The sequence below is a fragment of the Enterobacter chuandaensis genome, assembly GCF_039718975.1.
Lineage (GTDB): Bacteria > Pseudomonadota > Gammaproteobacteria > Enterobacterales > Enterobacteriaceae > Enterobacter > Enterobacter chuandaensis.
The window spans coordinates 3102079-3123215 of sequence record NZ_CP097173.1 but is presented as its reverse complement, the minus strand read 5'-3'; the positions used below and the strand labels follow the sequence as shown (position 1 = coordinate 3123215).

General features: G+C 60.1%; 15 protein-coding genes. 3 read left to right on the top strand and 12 right to left on the bottom strand.

The window, feature by feature from the left end; all coding sequences use genetic code 11:
- Positions 1-30: 30 nt before the first annotated feature.
- The gene (locus MX657_RS15160; protein ID WP_119916950.1) at positions 31-777 is read left to right on the top strand and encodes a GntR family transcriptional regulator; all 747 of its coding nucleotides are present in this window, start codon (positions 31-33) and stop codon (positions 775-777) included.
- Here MX657_RS15160 and MX657_RS15155 read toward each other — a convergent pair.
- Genes MX657_RS15155 through MX657_RS15145 form a run of 3 tightly spaced genes read right to left on the bottom strand, consistent with a single transcriptional unit; the run spans position 751 to position 3979 of the window.
- Entirely contained in the window at positions 751-1704 is a 954-nt protein-coding gene (locus tag MX657_RS15155) for a PfkB family carbohydrate kinase (RefSeq protein WP_346806094.1), read from the bottom strand. The two genes, MX657_RS15160 and MX657_RS15155, sit on opposite strands and share 27 nt — an antisense overlap.
- Entirely contained in the window at positions 1701-2705 is a 1005-nt protein-coding gene (locus MX657_RS15150; protein ID WP_346806093.1) for an ADP-ribosylglycohydrolase family protein, read from the bottom strand. The genes MX657_RS15155 and MX657_RS15150 overlap by 4 nt, the downstream gene beginning before the upstream one ends.
- The gene (locus MX657_RS15145; protein WP_346806092.1) at positions 2702-3979 is read right to left on the bottom strand and encodes a nucleoside permease; all 1278 of its coding nucleotides are present in this window, start codon (positions 3977-3979) and stop codon (positions 2702-2704) included. The genes MX657_RS15150 and MX657_RS15145 overlap by 4 nt, the downstream gene beginning before the upstream one ends.
- Before the next feature lie 250 nt (positions 3980-4229).
- On the opposite strand from MX657_RS15145, the gene fbaB reads away from it, so the two are divergent.
- Positions 4230-5282 (top strand): class I fructose-bisphosphate aldolase, encoded by a 1053-nt coding sequence (gene fbaB, locus MX657_RS15140; protein ID WP_346806091.1) that lies wholly within the window; start codon positions 4230-4232, stop codon positions 5280-5282.
- A 68-nt stretch (positions 5283-5350) separates the two neighbouring features.
- Here the strand turns inward: fbaB and yegS are convergent, their stop codons facing one another.
- Positions 5351-6250: a lipid kinase YegS gene (gene yegS / locus MX657_RS15135; protein ID WP_346806090.1), complete on the bottom strand. Its 900-nt coding sequence runs from the start codon at positions 6248-6250 to the stop codon at positions 5351-5353.
- A gap of 141 nt (positions 6251-6391) precedes the next feature.
- On the opposite strand from yegS, the gene MX657_RS15130 reads away from it, so the two are divergent.
- A complete protein-coding gene (locus tag MX657_RS15130; RefSeq protein WP_119916955.1) occupies positions 6392-6892 on the top strand; it encodes a DUF523 domain-containing protein in 501 nt (166 codons plus the stop codon).
- Positions 6893-7053: 161 nt separating this feature from the next.
- Here MX657_RS15130 and yegQ read toward each other — a convergent pair whose 3' ends face one another.
- The 8 genes from yegQ to yegD form a co-directional block, all read right to left on the bottom strand.
- Positions 7054-8415: a tRNA 5-hydroxyuridine modification protein YegQ gene (gene yegQ, locus MX657_RS15125; protein ID WP_032652696.1), complete on the bottom strand. Its 1362-nt coding sequence runs from the start codon at positions 8413-8415 to the stop codon at positions 7054-7056.
- Positions 8416-8624: 209 nt separating this feature from the next.
- Positions 8625-9347, bottom strand: coding sequence for a two-component system response regulator BaeR (gene baeR, locus MX657_RS15120; RefSeq protein ID WP_346806089.1), 723 nt, complete (start codon positions 9345-9347; stop codon positions 8625-8627).
- Positions 9344-10747, bottom strand: a complete 1404-nt coding sequence (gene baeS, locus MX657_RS15115) for a two-component system sensor histidine kinase BaeS (RefSeq protein ID WP_346806088.1) — start codon at positions 10745-10747, stop codon at positions 9344-9346. Before baeS ends, baeR begins: the two co-directional genes overlap by 4 nt.
- A complete protein-coding gene (locus MX657_RS15110; protein WP_080329688.1) occupies positions 10744-12159 on the bottom strand; it encodes an MFS transporter in 1416 nt (471 codons plus the stop codon). Before MX657_RS15110 ends, baeS begins: the two co-directional genes overlap by 4 nt.
- Positions 12160-15237 carry a multidrug efflux RND transporter permease subunit MdtC gene (gene mdtC / locus MX657_RS15105; RefSeq protein ID WP_346806087.1) on the bottom strand — a complete coding sequence of 1026 codons (3078 nt, stop codon included), beginning with the start codon at positions 15235-15237 and terminating at the stop codon, positions 12160-12162.
- Positions 15238-18360, bottom strand: a complete 3123-nt coding sequence (locus tag MX657_RS15100) for an MdtB/MuxB family multidrug efflux RND transporter permease subunit (RefSeq protein ID WP_346806086.1) — start codon at positions 18358-18360, stop codon at positions 15238-15240. It abuts the gene before it with no gap.
- Complete coding sequence (locus tag MX657_RS15095; protein ID WP_119916960.1) at positions 18360-19562, bottom strand: MdtA/MuxA family multidrug efflux RND transporter periplasmic adaptor subunit; 1203 nt, start codon at positions 19560-19562, stop codon at positions 18360-18362. Before MX657_RS15095 ends, MX657_RS15100 begins: the two co-directional genes overlap by 1 nt.
- Before the next feature lie 160 nt (positions 19563-19722).
- Positions 19723-21075, bottom strand: a complete 1353-nt coding sequence (yegD, locus tag MX657_RS15090) for a molecular chaperone (protein ID WP_119916961.1) — start codon at positions 21073-21075, stop codon at positions 19723-19725.
- Positions 21076-21137: the final 62 nt, after the last annotated feature.

Genomic DNA, 21137 nt, shown 5'->3' with positions numbered 1-21137 from the left:
CAAGAAACACCACGCCTGAGAAAAACAGAGATGGAACAAGCGCATACCCGGTTAATCGCTCAACTGAATGAACGGATCGCCGCGCCGGACAACACGCCGCTGTACCTGAAATTTGCCGAAACGGTTAAAAACGCGGTGCGCAGCGGCGTGCTGGAGCACGGGAATATTCTCCCCGGCGAGCGCGATTTAAGCCAGTTAACCGGGGTGTCGCGCATTACCGTGCGTAAAGCGATGCAGGCGCTGGAGGCTGAGGGCGTGGTGACGCGGGCCCGGGGCTACGGGACGCAAATCAACAACATCTTTGAGTATTCGCTCAAGGCGGCGCGCGGGTTCTCACAGCAGGTAGTGCTGCGCGGCCAAAAGCCCAATACGCTGTGGGTCAACAAACGGGTGGTGAAGTGCCCGGATGAGGTGGCCAATCACCTTTCAATTCCCCCGGAGAGCGAGGTTTTCCTGCTCAAACGCATTCGCTACGTTGACGACGACGCGGTATCTATTGAAGAGTCCTGGGTGCCGGTCGGGCTCATTCCCGATCCGGATGCGATTGGCATTTCGCTGTACGACTATTTCCGCAGCCAGAATATCTTCCCGCAGCGCACCCGTTCACGGGTCAGCGCCCGCATGCCGGACAAGGAATTTCAGGCGCACATCAAAATGGATGACAAAATACCGGTGCTGGTGATTAAGCAGGTTGCGCTTGACCAGCAGCACCGGCCGATAGAGTACAGCATCAGCTACTGTCGCAGCGACCTATACGTCTTTGTGTGCGAGGAGTAATTCGTCGCGAGTCGGGGCGCTGTCGCCGCCCCGGTGGCTGACCACCCACGACGCCACGGCATTTCCCAGCAGAACCGCATCGGCCAGCGACCATCCCGCCGCCAGCCCGGCAAGCGTGCCGCCCGCGTGGCTGTCGCCTGCGCCGATGGTGTCTACGACCGTGGCGGGAAACGCGGGAACAACGCCCGAGACGTCACCGTCATACCACGTAGCACCGTCTTTATCATGGCGCACAATCAGCGCGGCGCTGAAGCGCTGCTGCCACTGCGCGCCGAGGGTTTCCACTTCCATTCCCAGTCTCTCAGCGGCAAGCTCCGCTTCCTGACGATTGAGTGACACAATCGGCCTGCAGGCCATTATGCGCGCCATCAGCGCGTCGGCAATATCGGCAATGCGTGGGCCAAAATCAATAAAGGCCGTCACGTGCCGCAACCCTTCAAGCCAGCCCGTCAGCAGCTCGCCACACGGTGAGGCCAGCTGGTAGCCGGAGAGATAAACCAGGCTGTTTTGCGGAACCCGAAGTCCGTCAAGCCAGCGCTGCTGCCACTGGTTCTCGACGCCGCTAAAGGACATAAAGGTGCGCTCGCCGTCAGGCTCAACGAGCGCCAGGCACCAGCCGTTGTCGCCGGTTTCGGCCTCCACGGCGCTATGCAGATCCTGCTTCGCCATGGCGTTGCGGATGATATCCGCCCACACGCCGTGGCCGACGGGCAGGGCGTTTTGCGCCGTAATGCCGAGCCGTTTCAGGGCGATGGCGATATTCAGCGCGCAGCCGCCGATATTCACGCCCTGCTGTTTAAGCTCGATATCGCACCCGCGCCAGGGCAGGGCGTAGGCGTCGGCGATGACGTCAATCACCGCCGCGCCCAGCACCGTCACCGGACGCGTGGCGTGCAGGGTGTCGAGACGTTGGGCAAACGAATTCATACGCCCTCCCTTTGCTCCCTGAAGTGCAGCAGTTTCACGCAATAGTGGCCAAAATCAAGTTGATTAACGGCGTCGAGCTCGGCCTTCAGAGCCGGGTCAATGGCCTGCACGCCGTGGAGCGCGCCGCAGATGGCCGTCGCCATGGCGCCAATGGTGTCGGTATCACCGCCCAGATTGGCGCATAAAATGGCGCAGCGGTTTGGGTCGGTTCCCGCCAGTTCCACCATCGCGATGGCCGCCGGAACGGACTCAATGGTGCTGGTTCCTGCGCCGACAAGCTGATAAATCTGCTCGCTGGCGGAGTCGATACCGTTGGCTTCCCGCACGGTCTTAAGCGCCAGCTCAATGCGCGCCGCCAGCGACGCGCTGAAGGTGGTGGTTTTTGCCTCCTGCGCAAAACGGGCAATTCCCGGCAGGGCATCGACGATGTTCTGCCAGCGTTCCCCGTCGACGGCGCGGGAAATCGCCCAGGCAATCACCACCGCGCCGGCAATGGCAAGATCGGATTTATGGGTCGGGCTGGAGGCCAGCGCGACCTGCTCAACAAAGTGTTCCAGCCGCGTCGCTGGCAGCAGACAGCCCAGCGGGGAGGCGCGCATCGCCGCCCCGTTGGTCACGCCGTTGTTGTCCAGCTCGCTGACCGGCTTCCCGTCACGGATCGCGTTAAGCGCGATTTTCGAGGTCGGGCCGAGCACGTTTTTGTTAAACGCGTCGAAGTCGAGCGCCCAGTTCAGGATATGCTTGCCGATAACGTCCGCGTTAATCTCCCCGTCGCACTCCACGATCGCATCTGCCAGGCACAGCGCCATTGAGGTATCGTCGGTGAACTCTGCCTGTTTGAAATAGCAGGCCGCGTTATTCTCTGCCGGGCCGGGTAAAAAGCGGTCGATCCAGCCGAAGTGCGCCTTGACGCGCTTTCTCGGCCACAGCTCCGACGGCATGCCCATCGCATCCCCTAACGCCTGGCCGTAGAGGGCCCCGAGAATACGGTCTTGTTTCATTTAACTTCCCCTTGTGTCAGCGCGGTATCGCCATCAACCACCTCAATTGCGGTGATCTCTTTATCCGATTCGCGGAAAAACAGCATAAACAGCACGGCAATCACGGCAATCATGATTGCACCAAATGTCCACATTCCGGCCCAGTTGAAGGTCAGCCCATTCACCGGCTCTTTGTAGGCGAACATTTTTTCCATCATCACGCCGCCCAGGCGGTAACCCAGCAGGCTACCAAACCCCTGACAGCACAGCGTAATCAGGCCTTGCGCGGCGGTGCGCATGTGCACCGGCGCTTTTTTATCCACGTAGATGTACGCGGTGACGTAGTAAAAGTCGTAGCTCACGCCGTGCAGCAGAATGCCGAGGAACGGCAGGGCATAGGTAAAGTACTGCTCCGCACCGCCGTAAACGAAGAAGCCATAGCGGATGGCGGCGGTTATCAGGCCCAGCAGTAAGACCTTCTTAATACCAAAGCGTTTGGTAAAGAACGGCAGGGCGAGCATAAAGAAGATTTCAGAGAACTGGCCGAGCGTCATCCAGCCGGTGGCATTTTTCATCCCCACTTCGGTGAGATAGCCGTTGGCGAAGATGTAGTAGAAGGCCAGCGGCATAGCGAACAGGAACGAGCAGAAGAAGAATACCAGGAAGTTTTTGTCGCGCAGCAGGACCAGCGCATCCAGCCCCAGCATGACTTTGAAATCCAGCTTGCCGGTACTTTTCGGCGGCGTGTTCGGCAGGAACAGAGCAAAGACGCCGAGCAGGGCGGAGCTGGCTGCGGTCATCAGCAGCGGGATATTGGTATCGGAGATGTCGCTGTAGCCCATCATCTGCGGCAGGAACCCGCACGCCAGACCGGAGGCGATCCAGCCGATGGTGCCCATCACGCGAATGCGCGGGAAATCGGCCTCGACGTCGTCCACGTTGGCGAAGGCAATACTGTTGGTCAGCGCGATGGTTGGCATATAGGTCAGAGAATAGACCAGCAGCAGCGGGAAGAAGGTACTGAACTGGGTTTGCTGGGCGGCGAAGTACATCAGAATGGCACCGGCGAACATCAGCACCGACAGCACTTTCTGCGCGGCGAAGAAGCGGTCCGTCAGCGAGCCGACCAAAATCGGGGAAAGGATAGCGGCAATCGCGGTACAGGCGTAAGACCAGCCGATTTCCCCGGCGGTAAACCCGCTTTTACTCAGCCACAGCCACAGCGGCACAAACCACGCGCCCCAGATAAACCATTCAACAAACATCATGAATGACAGTTGGACTTTCGTTTTCATTTTTGAATCCTGCATGTCAGATAAGGTACGCCTTTAAAATACCATTCAATAATACCTTTTAAATACCTTTGTGGCGATTGTTTGATCAATGTAACAGTTTTGTTGTACACGAATCGAGCCAGCAGATTGTGCTGAAAAAAAATGCAAATGGTGGAAAATCTGTTAAGTCGGTACCAGGCTTAGTCTGCCCATAAAAGATGGGACTGGATAAACACACACCGACACGACGTCGGACTTACGGGAGTATCACATGACTGATATTGCGCAGTTGCTTGGCAAAGACGCCGACAGCCTTTTACAGCATCGTTGTATGACCATTCCAGCCGACCAGCTGTATCTGCCTGGTCACGACTACGTTGACCGTGTGATGGTGGATAACAACCGTCCGCCTGCGGTTCTGCGAAACATGCAGACGCTCTACAACACCGGGCGGCTCGGCGGCTCCGGGTATCTCTCGATTCTGCCGGTAGACCAGGGCGTTGAGCATTCGGCGGGCGCCTCCTTTGCGGCGAACCCGCTCTATTTTGATCCGAAGAACATCGTAGAGCTGGCGATTGAAGCGGGCTGTAACTGCGTGGCGTCCACCTACGGCGTGCTGGCCTCGGTGTCGCGTCGCTACGCCCACCGCATTCCGTTCCTCGTGAAGCTGAACCACAACGAAACCCTCAGCTACCCTACCGAATATGACCAGACCCTCTACGCCAGCGTCGAGCAGGCGTTCAATATGGGGGCGGTGGCCGTCGGGGCGACGATTTACTTTGGCTCTGAGCAATCCCGTCGTCAGATTGAAGAGATCTCCGCGGCGTTTGAGCGCGCGCACGAGCTGGGTATGGTGACCGTGCTGTGGGCCTACCTGCGTAACTCGGCGTTCAAAAAAGACGGCGTTGATTACCACGTGTCCGCCGACCTGACCGGGCAGGCAAACCACCTGGCGGCCACCATCGGCGCGGATATTGTGAAGCAGAAAATGGCTGAGAATAACGGCGGTTATAAGACGGTGAACTTTGGCTACACCGACGATCGCGTTTACAGCAAGCTGACCAGCGATAACCCGATCGACCTGGTCCGTTACCAGCTGGCGAACTGCTATATGGGCCGTGCGGGGCTGATTAACTCCGGTGGCGCGGCGGGCGGAGATACCGACCTCTCAGACGCGGTACGTACGGCGGTTATCAACAAACGCGCGGGCGGCATGGGGCTGATCCTTGGCCGTAAGGCGTTCAAGAAATCGATGGCCGACGGCGTGAAGCTGATTAATGCGGTTCAGGATGTCTATCTGGACAGCAAAGTGACGATAGCCTGATCCCTTTAACGCCCTCTCCCCGTGGGAGAGGGCTGGGGTGAGGGAATCATCGCGCACTATGTGAAACATCAGCGCAAAAGCACACAGTCCGGCGGCAGCCTGCACTGCAGCGCGCCGGGCAACACTTCAATGCGGAACTGCGTCCCGCTCAGCGGCTCCCCGTCGAGGTTAAACGTCATCCCGTGCGGGGCATTCACCTCAAACCACGCCGATTTACCGTCAATGATATTCGGGCTCTCTTCCGGCTGCGTCAGCGTGGTAAACAGCGCGGGCAACAGGCCATCGCCCGTGAAAATACGCAGCTGTAGCTGACCGTCATTAATCAGCGCCTCCGGGCAGAGCTGCTGCCCGCCGCCGGCCTGACGTCCATTGCCAATCCCAATCACCAGCGCATCTCCCTGCCACTGAAAATCTTCGCCGCGAATTTCGCAGCGGTCGGGCTTGAGGGTGTCCATGCGCATCAAACCGTGGATCAGGTATGACACGCCGCCCAGCGCCGCCTTCAGTTTTTCCGGCGTTTCGCTGGTAATGCGCGTGCCGAATCCGCCCGTTGCCATATTGATAAAGCAGGTTTTGTCATTCACCTGGGCAATATCCACGGCGGTGGCTTTGCCGAGGATCGCCAGCTGGAGCGCCTTCTCTAAATCTTCCGGGATCCCGGCGCTGGTGGCAAAATCATTGGCGGTGCCAAGGGGTAAAATGCCCATCACAGGGCGGTCTGCCGTGGGCAGGTCGATCAGCGCAGAGGCGATCTCATTGATGGTGCCGTCGCCGCCGCCGGAAATAATGGTGCTGATACCTAACGTTAACCCTTCGTTGATATAGCGTGCCGCGTCGCCTTTTTCCCACGTCACGCGTACGTGGATGCGCGCGCCGTCGTCACGCAAACCCATAATCGCCTGACGCAGCGGATCGTTACCTGCACTTTTGCCATTGAGAATCAATAAACTGTCTGGATAGGTTGCCATCCGCGCTGCTCCCTTTTTTAGCGTTAGTAAGAGTGTATAGCAGAGAGGAAAAAAGCGGGTAAGAACAGGATGAAAGGAACAAAACAGGCACGAAAGCGCGTTACACTTCAGCGATGAGATTAATGTAATCACAGGAAAGTGATGATGAATAAAATTTTGGTAAGCGCTTGCCTGATGGGCTTCAGGGTCCGTTATAACGGAAGTGAAAAAGCGCGAATGAATGGGCAACTCGCTCGCTGGCACCAGGAACAACGTCTGGTTATCCACTGCCCTGAACTTGCGGCCGGGCTGCCTATACCTCGTCCTCCGGCAGAGATTATGTCCGCTGATGGCAAAGACGTGATGCACGGACAAGCCAGAATTATTGAAAATACAGGGCAGGATGTGACTGAACATTATCAGCTTGCAGCCTGGCTCGCGCTACGCGCTGCTCAGGCGTCGGGTTGTAGCGCTGCATTGTTAACCGATGGCAGCCCAACGTGCGGCAGTCAGTTTATTTATGACGGATCGTTTCGCGGTATACAGAAAGCGGGGAGAGGGGTTGCTGCATCATTGCTCGCTGAGAATGGGATCGCCGTGTTCTCAGAGAAGCAAATCGACGAACTCATTGCCTGGGTTGAGGAGAGAGAAGGCAAAAAATAAGCCCGCGTAAGGGAGATTACGCAGGCTAAGGAGGTGGTTCCTGGTACAGCTAGCATTTATGGGTTATGTTTTTCAGCGGGGGGATAATACCCGTATTGAACGAAGCGGTATGTGATCCGATTCTAAGAATTATCCCAGCGCGAAAAAATTTCCCTGCTTAACTATTTGCCGTGTGGGTTTCGGGTGCTTTCACCGTTGAAGTTACGCATCAGCAGCGCGAACTTCAGCTCCACCTCTTCAGGCACCGGCAGCCAGACGGTATGACCGTCACCCGGCGCCACGTCAATCGCTTCGCCTTTGCCGTTTTCCAGATGCTCCAGCGTAAAGTTCATGTTGCCCTGCGGGGTCATCAGCTCCAGGCTGTCGCCTTTGGTGAACTTGTTTTTCACCGCGACGGCCGCCAGCGCGCCTTTGCGCTCGCCGGTGAAGTCGCCGACAAACTGCTGGCGCTCGGAAACCGAGTAGCCGTGCTCGTAGTTCTGGTAGTCGTCGTGGGTATGACGGCGCAGGAAGCCTTCAGTGTAGCCACGGTGCGCCAGCCCTTCCAGCGTTTCCAGAAGGCTGGTATCGAACGGTTTACCGGCTGCCGCATCGTCGATGGCCTTGCGGTACACCTGTGCGGTACGCGCGCAGTAGTAATAGGATTTGGTGCGGCCTTCGATCTTCAGGGAGTGTACGCCCATCTGGGTCAGACGCTCAACGTGGGCGATGGCGCGCAGGTCTTTCGAGTTCATGATGTAGGTGCCATGCTCGTCTTCAAAGGCGGTCATGTACTCGCCCGGACGTTTGGCTTCTTCAATCATAAACACGCTATCGGTTGGCGCGCCGATGCCCAGCGTAGGCTCAACGTTGGTCACCGGGATCGGCTCGTGCTTGTGGACGATGTTGCCGATATCATCCTCTTTGCCTTCCTGGACGTTATATTCCCAGCGGCAGGCGTTGGTGCAGGTGCCCTGGTTCGGGTCGCGCTTGTTGATATAGCCGGAGAGCAGGCAGCGACCGGAGTAGGCCATGCACAGCGCGCCGTGAACGAAGATTTCGATTTCCATATCCGGCACCTGAGTGCGGATCTCTTCGATCTCTTCCAGAGACAGTTCGCGAGACAAAATGACGCGGGTCAGCCCCATCTGCTTCCAGAATTTAACCGTCGCCCAGTTGACGGCGTTAGCCTGTACGGAGAGGTGAATATCCATCTCCGGGAAGTTCTCCCGAACCAGCATGATTAAACCCGGGTCCGACATGATCAGCGCGTCCGGCCCCATATCCACCACCGGTTTCAGGTCTCGGATGAACGTTTTCAGCTTGGCGTTGTGCGGCGCGATGTTGACCACCACGTAGAATTTTTTGCCCAGGGCATGCGCTTCGTTGATGCCGAGCTGCAGGTTCTCGTGGTTGAATTCGTTGTTACGCACGCGCAGCGAGTAGCGCGGCTGGCCCGCATACACGGCGTCGGCACCATAGGCGAAAGCGTAACGCATATTTTGCAGCGTTCCCGCCGGGGAAAGGAGTTCCGGTTTAAACATGTTTGTTCTCGTTCTGATGACAGGTCAGATCCGCGTGCACCTGGTGCAGCGGTAAGGGGAGATCCCCTACTTTAAGGGCGGGCATTGTAGCGCTGCGGGGGAGGGAGGTAAAGCTTTGCCCCTCACACTAACCCTTTCCCCAAAGGGGAGAGGGGACTTTTACACCCTCGCCCCTCTGGGGAGAGGGCCGGGGTGAGGGGGAAATTTTGTCACGCAATCCTGCACGCATCCGCTTCCCACCGATACCCCACGCCATACACCGCGCGGATAAACGACTGCTCGGTGTCCAGCGCCTCCAGCTTGCGGCGCAGGTTTTTGATGTGGCTGTCGATGGTGCGGTCGGTCACCACGCGGTAATCGTCATACAGGTGGTTCAGCAGCTGCTCGCGGGAGAAGACTTTTCCCGGCTCGTGGGAGAGGGTTTTCAGCAGGCGGAACTCCGCAGGCGTCAGGTCCAGCAGCTTGCTGCGCCAGCTCGCCTGGAAACGGCTCTCATCAACAATCAGCGGGCTTTCAGCGTCCAACACCTGAAGCTCGCGCTGCGGCCTGCAGCGGCGCAGAATGGTTTTCACGCGGGCGACCACTTCACGCGGGCTGTAGGGCTTGCAGATGTAATCGTCTGCGCCAATTTCGAGCCCCAGCAGGCGGTCAATCTCTTCAATTTTGGCGGTGACCATGACGATCGGCACGTCGGAGAAGCGACGAATCTCCCGGCACAGGGTCAGGCCGTCGGTGCCGGGGAGCATCAGATCCAGCAGGATCAGGTCCGGCGGCCTCTGGCGCACGTACGGCAGCACCTGGTCGCCGTGGCTGATCAGCGAAGGGGCGTAGCTGGCCGCGCGTAAATAGTCGATAAGCAGCTGCCCCAGCTTGGGTTCGTCTTCGACAATCAAAATGCGCGGCGTGTTTTCGTCAATCGGTAACTCGGTCATGCTTCCCTCGATAAATCCCGTTCCAGAGGTAACTCTACTGTAATGCTAACCCCGCCAAAAGGCGAATGGGCGGCGCGAATGGTGCCATTATGCGCCTCGACGATGTTAACGCAAATCGCCAGCCCCAGGCCGGAACCGCCGCTGGCGCGGTTGCGGGAGCCTTCGGTGCGGTAGAAACGTTCAAACAGTTTTTCCAGCTGCGCGTCCTGCACGCCGGGAGCGGAATCGGCGAAGGTGAGGGCAAAGCGCCCGTTGTCCTGCCTGCCGGAGATATGCAGCCCGCCGCCGCTGTCGGTGTAGCGCAGGCTGTTCTCCAGCAGGTTGTTGAACAGCTGCATCAGCCGGTCTTTATCGCCAAACACCACCGCGCTGTCCGGCAGGGAGAGGTCAATTTTCAGGTTGCGGCTGGCAAAGCGCTCGCGGAAGGCGCCGCTCGCCACCTCCAGTACGTTAATGACATCAACGGGCGCCTTCTGGTAGGCCAGCGCGCCTTCGTCGGACATAGAGAGCTGGTGGAGATCGTCCACCAGCTTGGTGAGCGTGCCCACCTCCGCCTGCAGAGAGGCCACCGATTCCGGCGTAAACTGGCGCACGCCGTCCTGAATCGCCTCCAGTTCGCCGCGCAGCACCGCCAGCGGGGTGCGCAGCTCGTGAGAAATGTCGGCCATAAAGTCGCGGCGCATCTGCTGGTTTTTCTCCAGCGTGCTGGCAAGCTGGTTAAAGTCCTGCGCCAGCTTGCCCAGTTCGTCCTGGCTGCGGGTATCGACGCGGGTGGTGAAATCCCCGGCGGCGAGCTTGTGCGTGCCTTCCACCAGCCGTTTCACCGGGGCGAGCAGACCGCGCGCCAGCGGGAAGGTGGCGAGCGCGGCGAGCAGCGTGGAGAGGGCGACAATCAGCCAGCTGGTCCGGCGCTGCTGGCGGTCAAAGTTAATGTCGGTGTTGCGCGTCAGACGCTCCACCGGCGAGGCGATCACCCAGCCGACGGTCGCGTTATTCACCTTAATCGCCTGGCGGGTGCCGTCCGGTGGTATCGGCGCGCGCGGGCCAACCAGCGTGCGCATGTCCTGGTCGATCACCCAGAACTGGGTGCGCCAGCCGTGCGGCGGCATGCCCGGCCCCGGGCGATCGTCACCGGTGTCGTGCTCCAGCGAGCGCAGGATCTGGAAAATAAAGCGGTCGTTGTTGCGCAGAAAACGCCAGTTGCCGTGCTGGGCATACTGTTCACTCAGCGCATCGCTTAAGCCCTGCAAGCGCTGCTCGTTGCCATGCTTGATGTAGTCAATAAAGCCGCGCTCAAAGCTGACCCGCACCGCCCAGTGCATGGTGATCAGCAGGACGATACAGGTGGCAAATATCGCCACGAAGAGCTTGCCGGTAATGCCCGGACGCCAGAATTTCATGAGCCACTCCTTTTGCCGCGCCCGATCACGACGTTCTTGCTGGTATCATCCGGCACTCGGGCGAAGATGACGGCGGGCAGGGCGATAATCACCGCCATGCTGAGATAAGTGTATAAAAAGACCTGATGCGCCACGGGCGTGTCGACGCTGAGATGGTGCTGGCCGTACATGCCGAGCAGTAAACCGGCAATGGTCACGCCGACGCTCATGGAGAGCTGCATGATCATCGACAGCAGGCTGTTGCCGCTGCTCGCCAGCTCGTCCGGGAGATCCTTCAGCGTCAGGGTATTCATCGACGAGAAGCGCATGGAGTTGACGATCCCCTGGCAGAACAGCACCAGCGGCAGGACGTAGTACCAGCCCATCAGCGCCACGGCCATAAACAGCAGGCTCACCAGCGCCAGCCCCAGCGTGGCGGTCACCAGCACGTGACGGTAGCCAAAGCGGTTCACCACCTGCACCACGATGCGCTTCATTCCCATGCTGCCGAGCACCATCGGGATCATCATCAGGCCCGCATGAAACGGCGAAAATCCCATCCCAATTTGCAGAAACACGGGCGTCATAAACGGCAACATGCCGCTGCCGATACGTCCGGCGAAGCTGCCGAACAGGCCAAGACGGTAGGTGGGGTTTTTAAACAAGTTCAGGCTGAACAGCGCCTTGTCATTACCGCGAGCGTGCCGCAAATACCATCCAATGGCGGTAAGGCCGAGGGCAACCAGAACGCCCAGCGTCAGGGACGAAATGCCCAGCCCCTTTTGCCCGTCGAGCGCCAGGGTCAGCGTCGCCATGCCCGCCGCCAGCAGAATAAAACCAAAGAAATCAAAGCGCCGCGTCTGCATTTTGTAATTCGGCATCAGCGTCAGGGTGGCAATAGCGCCGATGATGCCAACAGGAAGATTGATTAAGAAGATCCAGTGCCAGGAGGCGTACTCCACCAGAATGCCGCCCAGCGCCGGGCCCAGCAGCGGCCCCACCTGACCGGGCAGGGTGACGAAGGTCATCGCCGCCATGTATTGCTCGCGCGGCACAATCTTCATCACCGTTAGCCGCCCGACGGGCACCATCATCGCCCCGCCGACGCCCTGCAGCACGCGCGCCATCACCAGCTGGTCGAGGGTGTTGGCCTGGGCGCAAAACAGCGAGCCGGTGGTAAACAGCACGATGGCGGTAAAGAAGATATTCCGCACGCCTACTTTATCCGCCAGCCAGCCGCTGGCAGGCAACATCACAGCAACCGTCAGCACGTAGGCGACAATCACCATATGCATATGTAGCGGGCTCTCCCCCAGACTTTTCGCCATCGAAGGGAGGGCGGTGTTGACGATGGTCGTATCCAGCGACTGCATAAAGAAGCCGAAGGCGACTATCCACAATTGCCAGCGAACGTTGCTGGGAAGTTCAGTCATTTACCCGGTCACCGTGGTTCTGTTTTTACGCGAAAAGCGCAGCCGCAGGCGGTCAAAGAACAGATAGACCACCGGCGTGGTGTACAGCGTCAGCAGCTGGCTCATCACCAGACCGCCGACAATGGTGATCCCCAGCGGCTGGCGCAGCTCTGAGCCGTCGCCGCCGGAAATCACCAGCGGCAGCGCGCCAAAGAGCGCCGCCAGGGTGGTCATCATGATCGGACGAAAACGCAGCAGGCAGGCCTGGAAGATCGCCTCCTCCGGCGTCAGGTTGCCGTTGCGCTGGGCGTCCAGGGCGAAGTCCACCATCATGATGGCGTTTTTCTTCACGATGCCGATTAATAGCATGATCCCGATAAGCGCGATCAGGCTGAACGGCGCGCCGAACAGCTCCAGCGCCAGCAGCGCCCCCACGCCCGCCGACGGCAGCGTCGAGAGAATGGTCAGCGGGTGAACGTAACTTTCGTACAGCACGCCCAGCACAATATAAACCGTGGCAATCGCCGCCAGAATCAAAATCACCTGCGAGTTCATCGTCTCCTGGAACACCTGCGCGGTCCCGGCAAAGCTGCCGCGCACGGTGGACGGCACGCCAAGCTGCGTCATCGCGCGGTTGATCGCGTCGCTGGCCTCGGAAAGCGACGAACCGGCGGGCAGGTTAAAGGAGATGGTCGACGCCGCCGACAGCCCCTGATGGTTTACCGACAGCGGCGCGTTGGCCGGCCGCCAGCTGGCAAAGTAGGAGAGCGGTATCGCCTTGCCGTCGCTGTTAATCACAAACATTTTATCCAGCGCGCTGATGTCCTGGGTGTAGCGCGGATCCACCTCCATCACCACCTTGTACTGGTTCATCGGCTGATAGATGGTGGAGATCTCGCGCTGGCCGAAGGCGTTGTTCAGCAGGCTATTGGCGGCTTCAACGTTAATGCCCAGCCGCGACATGGTTTCGCGGTCGTAGGTGAGCGCCATCTCCGCACCGTTGTCCTGCTGATCGGAGTTCACGTCCGCCAGCTGGGGCAGGGCGGCCAGCGCCTTGCGGATCTTCGGCTCCCACTCGCGCAGGGCGGCTAAATCGTCCGAGAGCAACGTGTACTGGTAACTGGCGTTCGCCTGTCGTCCGCCGACGCGGATATCCTGAACGGCCATCAAAAACAGGTTTGCGCCCGGCTCTTTGGCGAGCTTCACCCTCAGGCGGTCAATCACCTGCTGGGCGGTTTCGTTGCGCTCGCCGCGCGGTTTCAGGGTAATAAACATCATCCCGCTGTTAACGCGCGACCCGCCGGTAAAGCCGGTCACGTTATCCACGGCGTTGTCTTCACGAATGATCTTCATAAAGTCCTGCAGCTTGCCGCGCATAGCCTGGAATGAAATGCTCTGGTCCGCCTGAATACCGCCCATCAGCACGCCGGTGTCCTGCTCCGGGAAGAAGGTTTTCGGGATGGTGATATACATCCAGACGTTGAGCCCAATGGTGGCGATCAGCACCAGGCCGACCAGCCGCGTATGGTTCAGCACCCACTTCAGCGATTTGCCGTAGCCTTCCTGCATCGCCATCAGAAAACGACCAAAGCCTTTGCGGCGCGGCTGCGAATGGGGTTTGCTGCGCTTGAGCATCCAGCCGCACATCATCGGCGTGAGCGTCAGGGAAATCACCAGCGAAATCCCGATAGCGACGGAAAGGGTGACGGCAAATTCCCTCAGCAGCCGCCCCGGCAGCCCGCCCATCAGCAGCAGCGGCAGGAACACCGCCACCAGCGACAGGCTCATGGAGAGCACCGTAAAGCCCACCTCGCGCGTGCCCTGCAGCGCGGCCTGCAGCGGCTTCACGCCCGCTTCAAGGTGGCGGGAAATGTTCTCCAGCACCACGATGGCGTCATCCACCACGAAGCCCGTGGCGATCGTCAGGGCCATCAGCGACAGGTTGTTAAGGCTAAAGCCGCACAGGTACATGGCGGCAAAGGTCCCAATCAGCGACACCGGCACGGCCACCGCAGGGATCAGCGTCGCGCGGCCGGAGCGCAGGAACAGGAACACCACCAGGATCACCAGCGCGACGGAGATAATCAGCGTCTGCTCCACCTCCTCAAGCGAGGCGCGAATGGTTGGGGAGCGATCCTGGGCAATCTGCAGATCGATTGCCGCCGGGATGGTCTCCTGTAGTTCCGGGAGGCGGGCGCGAATGCTGTTCACCGTCTCAATAATGTTCGCCTCCGGCAGCTTGCGGATCATCAGCAGGATGGCCGGTTTGGCGTTGGTCATCCCGGCGTTGCGAACGTCCTGCACCGAGTCGGTGACGCTGGCAACGTCGCTCAGGCGTACCGCCGCGCCGTTGTTGTAGTGAATAATCAGCGGCTGGTATTCCGCGGCGGTTTTTAGCTCGTCATTGGTGTGGATCTGCCAGCGATGGCTGCCGTCCTCAATCGCCCCCTGCGGTTTACGCACGTTGGCGTTGCTGATGGCGGATCGCACGTCGTCCAGCGACACGCCCTGGTTAAACAGCGCCTGCGGGTTCAGCCCCACGCGCACGGCGGGCAGGGAACTGCCGCCGACGCTCACGTCGCCCACGCCGTTGATTTGTGAGATCGTCTGCGCCAGCTGGGTCGACGCAAAGTCGTAGAGCTGCCCCTGAGAATAGGTGTCCGAGGTCAGCGTCAGGATCATGATCGGCGCATCGGACGGGTTGGCCTTGCGGTAGGTCGGACGGCTCGGCATCCCGCTCGGCAGCAGGCTTTGCGCGGCGTTGATCGCCGCCTGCACGTCGCGCGCCGCGCCGTTAATATCCCGGTCAAAGCTAAATTCCAGAATGATGCGCGTACTGCCCAGCGAGCTGCTGGAGGTCATCTCGTTGACCCCCGCAATCCGCCCAAGGGAACGCTCCAGCGGCGTGGCGACCGACGACGCCATGGTTTCCGGCGACGCACCCGGCAGCGAGGCGCTGACCATGATCACCGGGAAATCCACCTGCGGCAGCGGGGCGACGGGCAGCAGCCGGAAGCCCAGAACGCCGCAAAGGGTGATGGCGACGGAGAGTAAAATCGTCGCCACCGGACGGTAAATGAAGAGGGCGAAAAACTTCACTTACGCCTCCTCTTCACGTTTCGGGAAGCGGCTTTTGGCCCACAGCGCCAGACGGTCAAACAGCAGATAGATCACCGGCGTGGTAAACAGGGTCAGCACCTGGCTCACCAGCAGGCCCCCGACCATACCGATACCCAGCGGGCGGCGCAGCTCCGCGCCGACGCCGGTGCTGAGCATCAGCGGCAGCGCCCCCAGCAGGGCGGCCAGCGTGGTCATCAGGATCGGGCGGAAACGCAGCAGGCAGGCCTGGAAGATGGCATCGCGCGGCGACATGCCCTGCTCGCGCTCGGCGGCCAGGGCAAAATCGATCATCATGATGGCGTTTTTCTTCACGATCCCGATAAGCAGGATAATGCCGATGATGGCTATGACGTCCAGCTCGCTGCCCGCCAGCATCAATGCCAGCAGCGCCCCCACGCCCGCCGTCGGCAGGGTAGAGAGGATGGTGATCGGGTGGATAAAGCTTTCGTACAGCACGCCAAGCACGATGTACATCGCCACGACCGCCGCGACGATCAGCCAGACGGTGTTGCCCAGCGCGGCCTGAAACGCCAGCGTGCTGCCCTGGAACTGGGTCTGAATATCGGACGGGAAGCTTACCGCTTTTTCAGCGCTCTGAATGGCCTCCACCGCTTCGCCCAGCGAGTAACCGTCCGGCACGTTAAATGAAATGGTGGTGGACGGGAACTGATCCAGATGGTTAATCGACAGCGGGGTATAGCGCTCTTCCACCGTGGCGATAGCGCTCAGCGGCACAATACCGCCGTCTTTACTGGTCAGGCGCACCGAATCCAGCGCGGCCAGGCCGGGCGTGTTTTCCGTGTTGTGCTCCAGCACCACGCGATACTGGTTTGCCTGGGTGTAGATGGTGGAGATAAGGCGCTGACCGAAGGCGTTGTACAGGGCATTATCCACGTCTGCCATGGTAATGCCCAGACGGCTGGCGGTATCGCGGTTGACGTTCACGTAGGCCGCCAGCCCTTTGTCCTGCCAGTCGCTGCTGACGTCGGCGAGCTGCGGCAGGGTGTTAAGTTTTTCCACCAGCTGCGGCACCCAGGTGCTGAGGGCGTCAAGCGACGTGGCCTGCAGCGTGAACTGGTACTGCGTGCGGCTGACCTGGGTATCAATGGTCAAATCCTGAATCGGCTGCAGGTAAAGCTCAACGCCCGGCACGCGCGCGACGGCGTTTTGCAGACGCTCAATGACGGCGTTGACGCGATCGTCGCGTTCGTCCAGCGGCTTGAGGTTGATCTGCAGACGCGCGCTGTTGAGCGACGGGTTAGTGCCGTCGACGCCCACGTAGGAGGTCAGGCTCTCCACCGCAGGATCCTTCATGATGATGTCAGACACCTGCTGCTGGCGCTGGGCCATGTTCGCGAAGGAGACCGACTGCGGAGCCTGAAGCGTGCCCTGAATAATGCCGTTGTCCTGAATGGGGAAGAAACCTTTCGGAATAAAAATCCACAGCATCACGCTGAGCGCCAGGGTTCCCAGCGCCACGCCGAGCGTGGCCCACGGATGGTTCAGCACTTTCGCCAGCACGCGACCGTAGGCGGCAATAATCCGCTCGAACATTCGCTCGGAGGCGCGGGAGAAGCGGTTTTGCTTGCGCAGGGACTCGTGGCTCAGCATGCGGGCGCACATCATCGGGGTCAGGGTCAGCGACACCACGGCGGAGATCAAAATGGCGACCGCCAGCGTCACGGCAAACTCGCGGAACAGCCGCCCGACAATATCGCCCATAAACAGCAGCGGGATCAGCACCGCAATCAGCGAGAAGGTGAGTGAGATAATGGTAAAGCCGATTTCCCCCGCGCCCTTCAGCGCGGCGGCCAGCGGTTTTTCGCCTTTCTCGATATAGCGCGAAATGTTCTCAATAACGACGATGGCGTCATCCACCACGAACCCGGTGGCGATGGTCAGCGCCATCAGCGTCAGGTTATTAATCGAAAAATCGAGGAACACCATCACCGCGAAGGTGCCGACCAGCGAGAGCGGTACGGCGACGGCGGGGATAATGGTTGCCGGGACGTTGCGCAGGAACAGGTAGATGATCATCACCACCAGCGCAATCGCCAGCATCAGCTCAAACTGGGTGTCGGTGACCGACGCGCGAATGTTGGTGGTGCGGTCAGAAAGCACCTTCACGCTGACCGATTTTGGCAGGCTTTCAATCAGCTGCGGGAGCATGGTGCGGATGCTGTCGGCGGTTTCGATGATGTTGGCGCCCGGTTGACGCTGCACGTTCATCACGATCGCCTGCTGCTTGTTGGCCCACGCGCCGAGCCAGCTGTTTTCCGCGCCTTGTTCCACGGTGGCGATGTCGCCCAGGCGGATCGGCGCGCCGTTCTGGTAGGCCACAATCAGCTGACGGTATTCGTCGGCGGACTGCATCTGGTCGTTCGCCGAGAGGGTGACCGCGCGGGTCGGGCCGTCCAGCGAGCCTTTTGCCGAGTTGACGTTAGCATTGCTGATGGCGCTGCGGATGGTTTCGCTGGTCAGGCCCAGCGCGGCGATGGCCTGCGCGTTCAGCTTCACGCGTACCGCCGGACGCTGGCCGCCCGCCAGGGTGACGAGGCCGACGCCGGAGACCTGAGAAATTTTCTGCGCCACGCGGGTTTCGACCATGTCTTCCACCTGCGTCATCGGCATGGCGGAGGAGGTGACGGCGAGGGTCATGATCGGCGGATCCGCCGGGTTCACCTTGCTGTAGACCGGTGGGTTAGGCAGGTCCGACGGCAGCAGGTTGGTGGCGGCGTTGATGGCGGCCTGCACCTCCTGCTCGGCGACGTCCAGCGACAGCGTCAGCTGGAACTGCAGCGTCACGACGGATGCCCCCCCGGAACTCTGGGAGGACATCTGTTTTAACCCGGACATCTGGCCGAACTGGCGCTCCAGCGGAGCGGTAATGGCGGACGTCACCACGTCCGGACTGGCGCCAGGGTAGAGCGTCACCACCTGAATGGTGGGGTAATCCACCTCCGGCAGCGCCGACACGGGCAGGAAGCGATAGCCGATAATCCCGGCGAGCAGGATCGCCACCATCAGCAGCGTGGTGGCGACAGGACGGAGGATAAACAGGCGTGACGGCCCACCTGTAGAGCCTGGCGGCATGACCTGCATCAGGATTTCTCTCCCTGTTTCGCAGGTTCAACCACTTCCACTTTGGCCCCTTCGGTCAGACGGTCAATGCCGTCGGTGACTACGCGGTCGCCCGCGGAAAGGCCGGCGGCGATGACCACCGTCTGGCTGTCCTGAATCCCGGTTTTCACCAGGTGCTTGCTGACCTTATTGTCGCTGTTAAGTACCCAGACGAAGCTACCTTCGTTACCCATCTGCAGCGCAGCCGTTGGGATCACCACAGCGTTATCTTCGGTCGCAACCAGCATTCGCGCATTGACGAACTGGTTCGGGAAAAGGGCATCGTCCTGGTTATCAAAGCGCGCCTTCAGCTTGATGGTGCCGGTGGTGGTGTCGATCTGGTTGTCCAGGCTGAGCAGAGTACCCTCGCTCAGCTTCTGCTTGTTGGTGCGGTCCCAGGCTTCCACCACCAGGCCTTTACCGGCTTTCTGCGCCTGCATGACGGTTGCGATATCGCTTTCCGGCAGGGTGAAGACTAAATTAATCGGGTGGGTTTGGGTGATCACCACGATGCCCGTGGTGTCGCCGCTGGAGATCTGGTTGCCGATATCGACCTGCTTCAGGCCGACGCGCCCGTCAATCGGCGCGGTGATGCGGCTCCAGTCCAGCTGCAGCTGTGCGCTTGCTACGGCAGCTTCGTCGGCTTTGATGGTGCCCTGCGTTTCGCTGACCAGCGACTGCTGGGTGTCCAGCTCCTGACGTGACACGAGGTTGGTTTTCACCAGCTGCTGGTAGCGCGCTAAATCGCGACGGGCGTTGGCGAGGGTGGCTTTGTCTTTCGCGAGCTGCCCCTGCGCCTGGGCGAGGGCGACCTTAAACTGGCTCGGGTCGATTTCGGCCAGCAGATCGCCGGCTTTGACCTGCTGCCCTTCCTGGAAGTGGATCGCGATGAGCTGGCCGTCAACGCGGCTGCGCACCGTCGCGGTGTTCGCGGCGGTAATCGTGCCGAGACCGGTCAGATAACGCGGAACGGCTTTACTCATCGCCGTGGCAGCCTGTACCGGTGCCAGCGCGCCGCCACGCATGCCGTGACGGCCACCGCCTGCCGGGCGCTGCGATGCGTTATTGGCACCAGCGGGGGCTGCGGAATTTGCGGATTGGCTGTGCCAGTACCAGGCGGCGGCAACGGCCACCACAATGATGCCAGCGGCGATTGCCCAGCGGGATTTGTTACTGCCTTTCATCGTTATACGTTCTCATCCTGAAACACTTCGGGGAATGATACTAGTTTAGTCAGCTAACACAGCGGAAAAATGGAGGAAATATGGAAGACTGTCAGGAATGGTCTGAGTGTGGCGATCGTTTTAGCCGGGTAAGGCGAAGCCGCCACCCGGCACAACCGCATTAGCTAAACATCACCTGCGCCCAGCGCGCCAGCCCTGCTGTAACGGAGCCAAAGTCATCTCCACCGGCAATGGGAATGCCCGGCAGCTGTTCCGCCAGCGCTTTCTTGATCAGCGGCGAACGGGCGCTACCGCCGGTCAGATAGATCACATCCGGCTTCTCTTTACCGTTCTCCAGCGCCAGCTGCACCTGCTCCAGAATACGCTGCAGCGGCTGAGCAAGCGCCGTCTCCAGCCCCTCCTGAGAGATCGCCGTGGCCAGATCGTCGCTGATGAAGGGCAGCGAAACCGCATGTTCAGGACGATCCGACAGCGCAATTTTGCTCTCTTCGGCGGTGCGCACCACGCGGTAGCTCAGGCGCTGACGCCACACTTTATACAGCAGGGCGACCTTCTCGGCGTCCTGCGCATCGCGCACCAGATCGTTGAGGAAGCGCCCGTTCGCGGTGCTGTAAAAATCACTCTGCGCCGGAACGTCGTTGATGGCAATGGCGTTCCACCACGGCAGGATCGGCAGAGCGATGCCTTTTTCCGTTTGCCCACCCATGCCCAGCAGCGGCATCAGGCTCTTGAATGCCAGGGCGATATCGAGATCGTTACCGCCTACGCGGCAGCCGCTGTGCCCGAGCAGGCTGTTTTCGCGGTCGCGACGGCTATGCCACTGCGGGCCCATCAGCAGCAGGGAGCAGTCCGTTGTACCGCCCCCGATGTCGACGACCAGCACGCGCTTCTCTTCCGTCAGCGTGGCTTCAAAATCCAGCCCCGCCGCAACCGGCTCGTACTGAAACACCACGTCGCGGAAGCCTGCGCGATGTGCGGCGCGTTCAAGGATCCCCTGCGCCTGCTGGTTGGCCTCGTCGCCGCCCAGCCCCTGGAAGTTGATCGGGCGGCCAATCACCGCCTGGGTAATCTCCTCAGAGACCTGCGTCTGCGCCTGATTACGGATATGCAGCATCATCGCGCACACCAGGTCTTCAAACATCGCCACCTGCTGCGGCTTCAGGCCGCTGGCACCGAGGAAGGACTTCGGTGACTTAACAAAGTAAACCTCTTCCGGGTCTTCAATGTAGTGCCCGAGCGAAGAGAGGCCGAACTGCACGCTGGACGGGGTAACGTCGATGTCTTCCTCGCGGTTAAAGCTGACCGCACGGCGCAGCAGCGCCTGGGTTTCCGCTGCGGTAGCCGGAACCTGATGGTGGCGGAACAGCCACTCGCTCACCGCTTCACGCGTAGGCGCGCAGAGCATTGACGGCAGCAGCGTGCTCTCTTTTTCCATTTTAAGAAGCTGCGGTTGTCCGTTTTGCATGATCGCAACCGAGCAGTTTGCCGTACCGTAGTCAAATCCGATAAACACAATGAATCCCCATGCCGGTGAGAAGGGGCGAGACTTTAACGAAATGTCTGCATGGCGACAAC